10 protein-coding genes and 1 pseudogene are annotated in these 12,907 nt (G+C 47.3%); 9 read left to right on the plus strand and 2 right to left on the minus strand.

What is annotated here, in order from left to right; translation table 11 throughout:
* The 3 genes and pseudogenes from EIZ48_RS03840 to EIZ48_RS03850 form a co-directional block, all read left to right on the plus strand.
* A pseudogene (locus EIZ48_RS03840) lies at positions 1–284 on the plus strand (NADH:ubiquinone reductase (Na(+)-transporting) subunit F); the annotation flags it as partial.
* A 262-nt stretch (positions 285–546) separates the two neighbouring features.
* Positions 547–2,436 (plus strand): methyl-accepting chemotaxis protein, encoded by a 1,890-nt coding sequence (locus EIZ48_RS03845; RefSeq protein WP_160648786.1) that lies wholly within the window; start codon positions 547–549, stop codon positions 2,434–2,436.
* Between the two features lie 149 nt (positions 2,437–2,585).
* Positions 2,586–2,813 carry an amidase family protein gene (locus EIZ48_RS03850; RefSeq protein ID WP_192928455.1) on the plus strand — a complete coding sequence of 76 codons (228 nt, stop codon included), beginning with the start codon at positions 2,586–2,588 and terminating at the stop codon, positions 2,811–2,813.
* Between the two features lie 93 nt (positions 2,814–2,906).
* On the opposite strand, the gene EIZ48_RS03855 is transcribed toward EIZ48_RS03850, so the two are convergent.
* Positions 2,907–3,896 (minus strand): phospholipase A, encoded by a 990-nt coding sequence (locus EIZ48_RS03855; protein ID WP_160648787.1) that lies wholly within the window; start codon positions 3,894–3,896, stop codon positions 2,907–2,909.
* A gap of 440 nt (positions 3,897–4,336) precedes the next feature.
* Between EIZ48_RS03855 and EIZ48_RS03860 the strand changes: the two genes are divergently transcribed.
* The 4 genes from EIZ48_RS03860 (at position 4,337) to EIZ48_RS03875 (ending at position 8,342) form a co-directional block, all read left to right on the plus strand.
* Positions 4,337–5,890, plus strand: a complete 1,554-nt coding sequence (locus EIZ48_RS03860; protein ID WP_160648788.1) for a long-chain-fatty-acid--CoA ligase — start codon at positions 4,337–4,339, stop codon at positions 5,888–5,890.
* 260 nt (positions 5,891–6,150) lie between these two features.
* Positions 6,151–6,528, plus strand: a complete 378-nt coding sequence (locus EIZ48_RS03865) for a SpoIIAA family protein (protein WP_160648789.1) — start codon at positions 6,151–6,153, stop codon at positions 6,526–6,528.
* 160 nt (positions 6,529–6,688) lie between these two features.
* Positions 6,689–7,339, plus strand: coding sequence for an outer membrane beta-barrel protein (locus EIZ48_RS03870; RefSeq protein ID WP_160648790.1), 651 nt, complete (start codon positions 6,689–6,691; stop codon positions 7,337–7,339).
* A 127-nt stretch (positions 7,340–7,466) separates the two neighbouring features.
* Complete coding sequence (locus tag EIZ48_RS03875) at positions 7,467–8,342, plus strand: 6-pyruvoyl trahydropterin synthase family protein (protein WP_160648791.1); 876 nt, start codon at positions 7,467–7,469, stop codon at positions 8,340–8,342.
* Between the two features lie 100 nt (positions 8,343–8,442).
* On the opposite strand, the gene EIZ48_RS03880 is transcribed toward EIZ48_RS03875, so the two are convergent.
* A complete protein-coding gene (locus EIZ48_RS03880) occupies positions 8,443–8,949 on the minus strand; it encodes a DUF3016 domain-containing protein (RefSeq protein ID WP_160648792.1) in 507 nt (168 codons plus the stop codon).
* Between the two features lie 250 nt (positions 8,950–9,199).
* On the opposite strand from EIZ48_RS03880, the gene EIZ48_RS03885 reads away from it, so the two are divergent.
* Positions 9,200–11,281: a sensor histidine kinase gene (locus EIZ48_RS03885; RefSeq protein WP_240152859.1), complete on the plus strand. Its 2,082-nt coding sequence runs from the start codon at positions 9,200–9,202 to the stop codon at positions 11,279–11,281.
* Positions 11,282–11,525: 244 nt separating this feature from the next.
* Positions 11,526–12,905 (plus strand): DUF3943 domain-containing protein, encoded by a 1,380-nt coding sequence (locus EIZ48_RS03890; RefSeq protein ID WP_160648794.1) that lies wholly within the window; start codon positions 11,526–11,528, stop codon positions 12,903–12,905.
* Positions 12,906–12,907: the final 2 nt, after the last annotated feature.

Genomic DNA, 12,907 nt, shown 5'->3' on the forward strand with positions numbered 1-12,907 from the left:
GTGAAATGTTCTATGTTGAAGATTTCGATACGCTGGCTGCGGACAACGAGAACTTCGAGTGGCATGTTGCCCTGTCTGATCCACTGCCAGAAGATAACTGGGATGGTTACACAGGCTTCATCCACAACGTGATCTACGAGAACTACCTGAAAGATCACGAAGCGCCTGAAGATTGTGAATACTACATGTGTGGTCCACCAATGATGAACGCCGCCGTTATCGGCATGCTGAAAGATCTTGGTGTCGAAGACGAAAACATCCTGCTGGATGACTTCGGTGGCTAATAGGCTACACCGCTAGAAGAAGTTGGCTGACCCGGTTTGGGTCAGCCTTTTTTTGGGCCGAATGCGGGAAATATTGTTATTAACACGCAAATTTGAGTGGTCAGTGGAAGTCACTACGATGCCCTGTTCAGTAAATATTTCTTTGTTTTCTCGGTAGCTAAATAGATAAGCAATGCGATAGCGATCAACTTGTTTTTTTGATGGTGCATCTAAACCAATAGATGCCTAATTCTGGAATTTACTGCAAAGCAAGGTACTACTAATGAATCTTACATTAAAAACAAAACTGGTTTTAGCCAGTGTCGTTGCGATTACCGTGACCGCTGTGTCATTTGGTTTTGTTTCGTATTCTGGCATGAAACAGGAAGCGTGGCGTGCCATTGAAAGTGAAAGTACCAATACTACGCAGGCTCATGCGATGGGAATTGGCAACTGGATGCTAGGGAAAAGGCTAGCGATTGAGGGGCTGAAAGGTGCGATTGAAAACGATCAATCACTCGATATTGTTTCGCATCTTAAACAGACCTATAAGTCAGGTGGATTTGGATTAAGTTACTACGGGAATGTTAAGGGTGAAATGTTTCGCCAGGACCCGTCGCTCAATAAAGCTGGATACGATCCGAGAACCCGAGGGTGGTATAAACAAGCATTTGCCGCAAATGATTTTATTACCACCAAGCCTTATGTGAGCCATACGATGAAGACACTGGTGGTGACGATGGCGGATCCTGTCCGTAAAAATGGTGAGATCATCGGAGTTGCAGCCTCTAACCTAGCACTAGATGGACTGACTCAGGATGTCATTTCTATGCCGGTGTTGGGTGATGGTTATGCCATGTTACTCGATAGCAGCGGAACCGTTATTGCACACCCGAATGAAGACTTCGTATTAAAAGATACAGTAGAAATAGGCCAGGGTTTTGCGCTGGAGAATTTACGTCAGGAAATAACCACCAATGGTTTCTTTAAAACCACTGTTGACGGTCGGGAAAAGGTGGTGAAGCTTGAACGTATTCCGAATACAACATGGCTTCTGGTGTTTGTTATGGATCTTGATGTGCTTGAAGCGCCATTGAGAGATATGATCTTGCAGCAAATGCTGTTTGGTTTGGTTATTTTGCTGGTGATGGGCGCTGGTACCGCGTGGTTTGTTAATCGCCAGTTGGCTGAGTTAGCCAAAGTTAGTGATGCGCTGTCTGATATTGCCCATGGCGAAGGTGATCTGACAGTGAGTATTGATACCCGTAGTAACGATGAGGTCGGAAAGCTTGCGTCGAACTTCAATGTATTTGTTGCACGTTTACATCAGATGGTCACACGATTAAGTGAAATCACTTTAGAGCTTAATCGTTCAGCAACCGATTCAGCGAATGCCGCCGCCCAGCGAAGCGAGAATATCCGTCAGCAGCAAGATGAAATCATCATGGTTGCTGCAGCGGTTACCGAAATGGCAAGTGCAACCCAAGAGATTGCAGGTAATGCTGAAAATACAGCTAAAACAGCAGAACATGCAGTAGGGCTGACACAGGAAGGTCACAGTCAGGTGCGCCAAAGCCAGTCATCAATAGGTAACTTGGCTCGTGAGGTTGATAGTGCTGTGACTATTATCGAAGACTTAAACGATCATGCTCAGCGGATCAGTTCTATCTTGGCAACGATTCGTTCAATTGCCGAGCAAACAAACTTATTGGCGTTGAATGCCGCCATTGAAGCCGCTCGTGCTGGCGAACAAGGCCGTGGCTTTGCGGTTGTTGCTGATGAGGTTAGGGTACTGTCACAGCGAACACATACCTCGACGGAAGAGATTCAATCAATGATTGAATCTCTTCAATCAACGACGCAGCAAGCAGTCAGTGTGATGTCTGATAGTCACCATTCGGCTGAAACCAGCGTTAATGATGCTGATGAAGCAGGTGTGAGTATTGAAAGCATTGCCAGCCAGATTAATATGATCAGTGATATGGCGACCCAGATTGCGTCTGCAGCAGAAGAACAATCAAGTGTAACTGCTGAAATCAGTCGGAATACAGAAGGCGTACAAGTTGTGGCAAACCAAATGTCGACAGAAGGCCATGCGGCAGCTCAACAAGCCGAAGGGTTGAAAACGCTAGCGGATTCTCTTGAGCAAGAAATCAAACGCTACAAGTTATAATCCTGTCTCTTAATAGTTAGGAAACATTGCGCTTCCTAACTATTCTCATCCGATAAACTATCTTTTCTACTAAATTAGCCCTTTAAAATCGCTATAATCGCGGGGGGGGGATTCTTGTTTTTTGGGGTTGTTTATTTCTAGATGGATCATTGGTTTTATTACCCACTACTCCAACTATTGCCCCACTAAAAGGAGCGCTTAATAACATTGAAGCTGTGATGGATTTTTATGACAGAACAATGGCTATAACATCATTTTCAGGTGTTGGGCGGTTGCCAGAAATATCTATTCCTTTAACTACAGTTGATGGTGCCCCTGTAGGTTTATCTATCGCATCTGGAACGCATCTGGAACGCATCTGGAACGCATCAGGATGAATTTTTACTTTCTACAGCCCGAAAACTTTTTTCTCAGTAGCATTATCGTTTTTATAATATGCTGCAAGAGATACCTGTATTAATAGAGCTAGATCATAACCACTCATAAATTAATATCCCCAGACTGATTCGGTTTACGTAATGGTCATAGTCAATCAGGCTTTCACCATAGCCGTTGTAATATTGCAGGTATAATTTAACGATATCGTAAACGGGGAATGCCAAGCTTAATTCGATGCCACCTTTATTATCGTCAAACTTTAGGTTGTTACGTAATAAAAGGCTATACAGTGTTCCTTCATTTTTGTATGTCAGGCGATAATTTCCATATCCCATATAATCTTCGATGTTAGGGTTGTCATCGTCCTCGTCACTTTCAGGAAGCCGGTACCAGGGCTGAATGGATAGATAAAAGTCGTTTCTGGTAAATTGGAAGTTTGCATATAGCCGGTTCCAGCTTCGGGAGAGTAATTCAGAGCGCCCGTTCGACTGATGAATAAGACCAATAGCTGTCGTTACGAGTTTTAATCCGAAGATATCTACATCCGAGTAGTAAGAAGCAAAGATTTCGGGGCTGTAATTGGTCTCCCTAAAGGGGGCTGACTCATCAGAGTTATACAGTTGCCACCACGCTTTTTGCGTATAGCCAAACCAAATATCCCAGTTATCTCGGTAGATATTGTCCAACAACTTGAGTCTGCCGCTGATCTGAAACTTCACTTCGAATCTGTCGAGTTTAGCCCCTGGAGCAAATTCCTCGAAGGCTTCTTCATTAGGCTTTTCGTTATACGACAGCGGGAGGATGTAGTTGGGATAGTGAGGGGTCAGTTGAAATACTTTTCTGTCATTGAAATAGCTGACAATCTCGCTGCTATCCATGGTATTCAGATTGAACGCTTTTGCTTCACTTTTCGGTGTTACTGATTGATCAGCATTGTCTGATAGTTCGAGGTCGCCCTTTGATAGCTGGTCATAACATTCTAACCGCAGGTGATCGACTTTAATGTCCGCACAGCTAGAGTGGGCTTGGAAGCTTAAGAGATACAAAAAGATCCAACAGGGAATGTACATGTTTGTCAGCATCAGGCTTTAAGCCCCTTTGTCTGTGATTAAGGCGTATTATCTTCTTAGCGTAGTGGAAAGAGCGCAGGAAATACTATGAATGCAGAGGTGTATTCCTTATTTATTAATAATAAGAAAAACACGTCTAAAACTGATAATAATCTGTCGTTGTCATGTTGATACGTGGACTTCGAGCTGTTCTCTGCACCGTTATATGTTGAAGGAACACTCGGATGGGGGGGAAGGCTGTGATCCCCATTTTGCTTTCACGCTGCGATCAGGTACTAAGACTTGATAGTTACGATCTGCGATCACATAATATTAACATTTAAATATCTGTTTATTGACAATTGGCCGGGGCTTATTTAGTTATATCATTCTACGCTGCTCAATATCTGTCGGATTTTTAGGTATTTAGCGACTGAATCAATGATAATCAACGAATAACAAGGTAATCATCTATGATGAGTCTAGCTGCTGCCCTGCAAAGAAATGCCAGTTGTAAACCTGATAAAGTTGCGATTATTTGTGGTGATACTCAAATCACCTATGCCGAGTTTGATGCCCTTGCCAGCAAGGTGGGCAATGGTCTGATAGCCAAAGGTATTTTACCCGGTGACAAGGTGGCGCTGAGTTGCCCGAACCTGCCTTTTTTCCCTATTATCTATTACGGTATCCAGAAAGCCGGAGCGGTCGTGGTACCGCTTAATGTGCTGCTTAAAGAACGAGAGATTAAATACCACCTCGAAGACTCTCAGGCGAAGTTCTTTTTCTGTTTTGAGGGAACAGACGTATTGCCGATGGGTGAAGCCGGGATTGCGGCATTCAACCAGGTGGAGCATTGCCTGGATATGGTCGTGATGACTGCGGATCAGAATCAGCACTCATTTAATGGCAAACCATCGTTTTCTGCTTTTATCCAAGAGTGTGCTCCTCAATGTGATTATCTGCCACGTCGTGCCGATGATACGGCTGTGATTTTATATACCTCGGGAACAACCGGCCTGCCGAAGGGGGCCGAATTGACGCAGGGGAATATGGTCTGCAATGCCCTGGTTACAGAAAACCTGATGGCGGCGCAGGCCGATGATGTTCAATTGGTAACCCTGCCTCTTTTCCACTCATTTGGCCAGACCGTTAACATGAATGCCTCCGTATTTGCCGGTGCAACAATGGTATTGGTGCCGAGATTCGAGCCAGCATTGGTTCTTGAATTGATTGCTGAGCATAAGGTGACCGTGTTTGCCGGAGTGCCGACTATGTATATCGCCCTCAATCACTGCCCGAACGAGCGGGACGTTTCTTCACTGCGGCTGGCAATCAGTGGTGGTTCGTCGATGCCGACAGAGGTGATTCATGTTTTTGAAGAGAGGTTTAACGTCCCGATTCTCGAAGGCTACGGATTGTCGGAGACCAGCCCTGTTGCCTGTTTCAATCACCTGGATCAGGAACGGATTCCGGGCTCGGTCGGTCAGCCGATTCAGGGCGTAGAAATTCGCCTGGCGGATGTGAAAGGTGAGCTTGTTGCCAGCGGTCAGGAAGGGGAGGTGATTATTCGTGGTCACAATATCATGAAGGGATACCTTAACCGCCCGGAAGAAAATGAGAATGCGCTCCGCGATGGCTGGTTCTTTACCGGTGATATCGGTCGATTTGATGAAAAGGGAAATCTGTACATCGTTGATCGGGTCAAAGACTTAATCATTCGCGGCGGATTTAATGTGTATCCGCGAGAAATTGAAGAAGTGTTCATGACCCATCCTGCTGTTGCCATGGTGGCGGTGATCGGCATTCCGGATCAGGAATATGGTGAAGAGATTAAAGCTTATGTGGTTCTGAAAGAAGGAGCCAACGTGGATGAACAGGTGCTCTACGAATGGGGTAAGGCCCAGTTTGCTACGTTCAAATACCCGAGGAGCGTGGAGATACGTCAGCAACTGCCTATGAGTGCTACGGGTAAGATCCTTAAAAAAGATCTCAAAGCTGAGGCCCGGATGAGTCAGTCAGCCGAATAGTGCTTAGCCGACGAAATCAATTGGCCTGACACGTAGTGAGCTAACCTAAAATAAGCAGGGGATTTCCCCTGCTTTTTTGTGTGTTTAGCCGAATACATTTCGGAGTGGTCTCGAACAGGTCATGATGATCGCTGTGTCGGTATTTGAGGGCGCTGAATGGGGCATCAGCAGCTAAACTGTAATGATATCAATAAGTGATTTATCAATAGCTCCCTTTGACTCGGAGGCCGATTGTCGATGACAAGCTCTGAGGAGGAATGATGAGTAACGTACATGGCATCTCGATGGATGTAGAGCGGGTGGATGAAATGGTCTTTATGGAATTCAAGGCCATTGGCACCCTGACTCATTCGGATTATGAAAAGATCACGCCATTGATTGAGGATGCGCTGGTGGAAGTTGAACACCCGATCGTCAATGTTTACGTCGATGGTACTGATTTTGACGGCTGGCAGCTCCAGGCCGCCTGGGATGATTTAAAGCTGGGCTTAAAGCACGGCAAGAAATTCAACAAAGTTGCGTTTTACGGCAACAGCCGGTGGCAGGAAGTGATGTCCAAGATGGGAAGCTGGTTTGTTTCCGGAGAGGTGAGGTATTTTGAAGAGCCCCTGGATGCACTGAGCTGGCTACGGGAGTGACATTTAGAGCTTACTGCATAATAGCAACTATAGTACTGAAATTACTATTGAATTAGAATAAACGACAATGAGATACCACCTTTGTTGAGTATGGTGGGGCGGGTGTTATCGCCATATTCAGTTGTTTGCTTGATGTGTTTGTATAATTTACAGGTTTAAAATGGATATTAATAAAACAGCGGTTGCAGTACTGTTTGCATTGCTCCCTATATCGGTTCACGCCAAGGATACTGAGCAGCTCGATTCGTCTTTTCGATATTTTGCCAGCATAAAGGGCGGAATGAGCCAGCTCAGCAACTCTGACTGTGTTGTGCTGAGTGATGGCAGTAAGCTGGAAGCAGAATCCACCTCAGGCGAGGGCTTTGCTGGCATTGATATTGGCGCATATACACCCGATGGCAAGAGCCGGATGTATTACAGTTTCGAGCAGCATAAATCTGAAACCAAGTTCCAAGAGTCCCCTGCCTACGAGACAAAAGCCAACATGCACTTGCTCAGTGCCGATTACCTGTTCCGCCATGATAAGACTGTAACCCCTTTTGTTGGGCTTCATATTGGTTACTCGTCTGTGGAGCCGGATTCGCAGTTTCCGGATGGGTTTGATGTAAGCGGAATCGTGTTCGGCCTGCAGGCAGGGATTAATTGGCAGGTAGCAGAGCCGGTCAGAGTTGATCTTGGGCTACGTCACTCGCTGGTGCCGAAAGATATTGAAACCTGGAATGGTACTGACAGCGACGGAAATGCCGTTAAATTCGAATCACAGCAGAACGGTGTCACCTCCCTCTTTATTGGCGCTTCCTATTTGTTCTGAGTAACAGAATATGCCCCGTGCCGCTTATCTGATAGGAGGCGGGCTCACGCTGTTGTTTACTCCCGTTTTCAGCTGCGTATAATGCCCTGCTAGTTTAACGACAACCATTATCATTAAGGACTTCACTTTGAAGCTATTTGTCAGAGATCTTACCGTTATCGATGCCTCTTACCTGTGCGAACAGCGAGGTATGGTCGGAGAAAGTTGGATCCTCGATGTGGTGATGTCGGGTGAGCTGAATGAAATGAGCATGGTGCTCGATTTCAGCAGGGTCAAAAAGCAAATCAAGCAGCTGGTGGATGAGTTTGTCGATCATCGCCTAATTGTGCCGACTCGGAACTCCCGAATTCATGTTGCCGAAAGTCAGCCTGGTTACGCAACAGTCGACTTGCTACGTAACGAGACAAGTATTCATTTGAATTGCCCGGATCAGGCTTACTGCTTTATTGATGATGATGCAGTAACGATTGAGTCTGTTACCCGCCATTTGTATCAGGTACTAGACGGTAAGTTACCGGACAATGTGCAAGGGCTGGAACTGACTTTGCGTCATGAGAAAATTGAAGGCGCTTTTTATCACTATAGCCATGGGCTTAAAAAGCATGACGGGAACTGTCAGCGTATTGCCCATGGCCACCGTTCTCCGGTAGAGCTGTATGTTGACGGCCAGCGAGATGCCGAGCTAGAGCAGCAGTGGGCGCTGCGCTGGCAGGATATCTACCTGGGTAGCAGTGAAGACGAGGTCGCGTTATCGGGCCTGAACCTGAGCAAGTATGCGGCGGGTATTTCCGAGTTGACCCATTATGGCTTCCGTTATCAGGCGCCTCAGGGTGAGTTTGAGTTGGCTATTGCCCGTTCGGAAACCGAAATGCTCGATACAGATACCACCGTAGAGCTGTTGGCGCATTATATTGCTGAGCAGGTACGTCCAATGGTCGCGGGCAAGTCCCTTGACGTGGTCGCTTACGAAGGGGTTGGCAAAGGCGCCATGGCCTCAGTATAACCCTGCCTCGATACAACCAGGCCTCGAAATATACAGCGATAACCTCATAAAGCCCTTTTAAAAGAAAGGGCTTTTTGCACTCTGGTGCCCAGGTTTCTTCTTAGTGATTTCTTAGTGATTTTCTTGCCCAGTCATGAATTAGCTGTTTTTCATAGGCGAGTGCCCTGTCTCTGCCCATTCCCCACACACTTGCCTGATAGTTCAGGTTGGTCAGCCTGACTGTATCCGATTTCATTGCCGTATCACCCTGACGGATCTGGTAGCTGAAACTGATCGAGGGTGCTGAGATACTGGTTAATATTCGTATTTTTTGTCCGGTTTCTGCGCCATAGCGAATATCACCCGCTAGATCCAGATTGTTCACCTTGATGTTCAATGTTTGGTCCGGAGCCAGATAGATTCTGGCCATATCACCGAAATACTCACTGAGATTCTCGAAGACTTGTTGTTGGAAGCGTGGCTGGCTGCCGCTGGACGATCTCACATCGCGGTAGTTTTCAGGGCTGGCCCAGGTAACCGAAGCGGGCGGAAACTCAAATATGTCATTGGCAATAGCAGTGGCACAGAACAAGAGAAAGCTAAGGGGTAGCCAGGTTGTTAGTTTCATGAGCGAGAGCCTCCGGTGGATACAATTTGGTCTCGTACCCAGTATGGTGATCAGCTTCGGTCTGGCTCGCAGAGCCGAAGCCCGGTAGTTACTGTCACCCTTAAGTTTATCAAACACGCTGGCGGATGTGATTGGCTCCAAACTATCAGAGGTCTAGCGCCCTCTCGCGCACAGATTGGCTCGACTTTGGGCGGTTCGCCTTGCAGACTGTGAAAAACAGACAGAATCAGCACGGATGCGAGGAGCCATTTTGTCTAAACGTTTAAAGCTACTGCTGACTGCCTCTGTAGTCATTATTGTTATTGCAGCCGGGATCGTTGCGACAAGAGAAGTGAGCCGCCAGTGGTTATTTGAAAATGCCCAGTCTCAGGGCGAAGATCGCTTGCTCAAATACGTCGGTGACATTCGCCGGGCACTCAGGCGCTATCACTACCTGCCTTATTTGGTTACCGATCACCAGCCGAGCCGGAAGCTGCTGACCGGCGATAATAGTTTGCATGATGACGTTGGCCTATATCTCGCGCAGTTGGACAAGGCCGCCAATACCAAGGGCTGGTATATCCTGACACCGAAAGGAAACCTGATTGCCTCAAGCCGAAAGCATGCCAGCTGGCAGAAAGCCGACGGGCAGACTATTGCCGACAAGCTGGTCCGCCAGGGCGGAGAAGTGGTGACAGTGAGCAAGATTGTTGACGGGAAGGCTCGGTACTTTCTGGCCGCACCGATGTACTCCAAATCAGTGGTGATCGGAATCGCTGTCGTTAAGGTCGACCTGAGTACCTTGACGGAGTCCTGGCTGGCTGAAAATGAACTGGTTCTGATCAGCCATAGAGAGCAGAAGTTCTTCCTGTCGAGCAGTCAGCGCTATAGTGCCGAGTGGCTCAATAGCCAGGCGCAGGGAATGGCACAGCAACCTCCGAGTGTTATGCAGCTTGCCAGTGGTACGACATTGTCGACCTGGCAGCTCGGGCAGGAAGACTATCTGGTTCAAACGGTTCAGCTCGATGATCTGAAATGGAAGATCTACTACCTCACGCCATTGAAAGAGCAAATACAAACGGTTTACTGGCTGGGGGTTAGTACTGTCATCCTGATGGTGTCGATGCTGATTCTGGGACTGTTTATTTACGAGCGACGACAGAAGTTGCGCTCTAAACAGCTGTTACAGGAACTGGTCATTGAGTCCGAATACTGGCTGCGGCGGATGTTCAGCAAAACCAATGTCGGGTTGATGCTGCTCGACAGCCAGGGAAAGATTGGTGAGATCAACCCGACGGCGATGCGCTATTTCAGCTTGTCGGACTCTATGGTCGAGAATATTTTTGCCTGGCAGCTGTTTGAGACGACGGCAGGCAATTCAACCGTGATGCTGTTGTTGAAGAATCTGGCCAATCACCATGAGTGGGGAGAAATCACTGCCGTAGAAGTGATGGCTCGACGCAGCGACGGCTCACGTTTTCCGGTGCTGTTTTCAATCACCTCGCTGCCCTGGCATGACGAAAGACATTTTTTGATCACGGCCATTGATATCAGCAAGCGTAAAAAAGCTGAGAATGCCCTTCGGGCGGTCAATGAGCAACTGGAACAACGGGTTCAGGAAAGAACGAGAGCGCTGCACTCTGCCCAGGAAGAACTGGTCCAGAGCAGTAAAATGGCCGCGCTGGGCAGAATGTCGAGCGCCATTACCCACGAGCTTAACCAACCGCTTACCGGGTTGCGTACTTTGCTTTCCAGCAATGAATTGCTGATTGAGCGCGGAGAAACCAAGATACTTCGCGCCAACATGAAGCTGGTGGATACGCTGGTGGAACGGATGGCAAACATGACCTCGCAGCTCAAGACGTTTGCCTTTAACCGCCCCGAGCAGTTAACCGCTACCTCCTTGCCGGATACCTTGCAGCAGATATTGCGTATTCACCAGCAACGATTGCAAGGTGTTGATGTTCGGATCCGAATTCCTTCCCATTTACCGGATGTACTTGGTGAGCCTCAACGACTGATGCAGGTATTGGGCAACCTGATCAGCAATGCCCTTGATGCGGTGGCTGATACTGCAGAGCCGAGTTTGGTTATTACGGCCTCAGAACAGGGCAAGCAGGTGATCATTCAGGTTATTGACAATGGATGTGGGATCAGTGAATCCATGCTGGACAATATGTTCGAACCGTTTCAGACCAGTAAAAAAATGGGGGAAGGGTTGGGGTTGGGACTATCTATCACTGCCAATAATGTCCGCGATATGCAAGGCACTATTCGTGCCGCTAATAATGTCGATGACGAAGGGCGGCAAGCGGCGGGGGTGACATTTACGGTTGTGATGCAAATTTTCTAACCTGAGCAGGCTTTATATTAGTCGCCGAAGTCGCAACATGTCTGTTAATCGTGTGCATCGGGGGGCATCTGTTTGTCATTTGAGTTCTGGATTCTCATAAATATATCTTTCTTGTTATGAATGAACAAATTACATTGAACTATACTGACTAGATTGCTTTTTGAATTAATAGCTTAAAGATCTCAATAATAAAGAATTTGCCCTATTTGGGCTTTGATATTGATGAGCAGAAGGCGATCAGGTTATGCAATGTCAGTTTACCACTCCTTTGTTGTTGGCATCATTTTTTGTGGCTTCCCCAGCCTTCGGCGATGAATACGATACCTTGTATTCTACATCTCCCTCCGTACTTGCTTCCGCACCTTCTTCCTTGCCTGGGTATAGCAACACAACCTGGGAAGATCAGCCCAGGCCTGACAGTGTGTATGATTCTCCTTATTCGGTGGCGCTTTTCTCGGCGGAAAACGGCGAGGATGCCGATCGTCTGTGGTCTCAGACCAAATCGGTTGCATGGTATGGAGTCGGGGTGGCAGGTTTTATTGCTTTGTTGCCGGAAGACATTTCGAACTGGGACAATAGCAGTGAACGCCTGATGGAAAAATGGTGGAAAAACGTCAAAGACGGCCCGGTGTGGGATCGGGATATCTGGTATATCAACTATATCGGCCACCCTTATTTTGGCGGTGTTTACTATCAGGTAGCCCGAAAGTCCGGCTATCGACAGTGGGATGCGTTTGTCTACTCGTTTCTGATGTCTACATTCTATTGGGAATATGGGTTGGAGGCCTTTGCAGAAGTCCCTGCTATACAGGATTTGGTGGTAACACCCGTGCTGGGTTGGGTGTATGGTGAGTGGGCATTCAACAAAGAGCGGGAGATCATCCAGGGTGGCGGTGAAGTCTGGGGCTCTTCGTTGGTTGGAGATATGGCACTGTTTTTTCTTGACCCAGTCGATAGTATTGGTTGTGGTATTAATAATCTGGTTGGCCGTGATGTTATCAAGGCTGGCACCGGGTACATCGGCTTTCAGGATGTTTCGCTGTCAAACGGAGAAGTGGATACCCAGTTTAGGATCAACATGAGTTACAGCATCGGTGAGGGAGAAACAAGCCCGGCGCTCAAGCGTCGCCGGGAATATGCGACATCCTCGGTATCGAACGATCCTATTGATGACGGTGTCGTTGGTATTTCAATAGGGGCTCGATATTTGGATCTTGATAGTGACTGGCAACTGGAAAATCGTTGGGCGCCGACAATCAGCCTGGGAGTGTATTTTACCCCGGCTTTCTCTTCCCGCCTGAATTATACCCGAGTTGAAACACCGAGCACGATTACCAAAGCAGATGTAAGTTATGAAAACTACAGTTTTGATTTTCAATATTATTTTAATAACAAGGATAAACTGCGGCCTTATCTGAATGTCGGTATTGGCGAAACACTGCTGGAGAAAAGTGTTGATCTCAAAACATTCCAGATCAACGGTGGTGCTGGTTTGCATTATCAGTTTCATGCTAATTGGGCGCTACTTGCTGATTGGTCTCATTATCACAGTACCAGTACTTCGACAAATGATGATCTTTTTTCGGGGCAGCTTGTATATCGATTTGGCCGAGGGGAGCGCTAAAC

It is taken from the genome of Photobacterium alginatilyticum (genome assembly GCF_009910675.1).
Classification (GTDB): Bacteria; Pseudomonadota; Gammaproteobacteria; order Enterobacterales; family Vibrionaceae; genus Photobacterium; species Photobacterium alginatilyticum.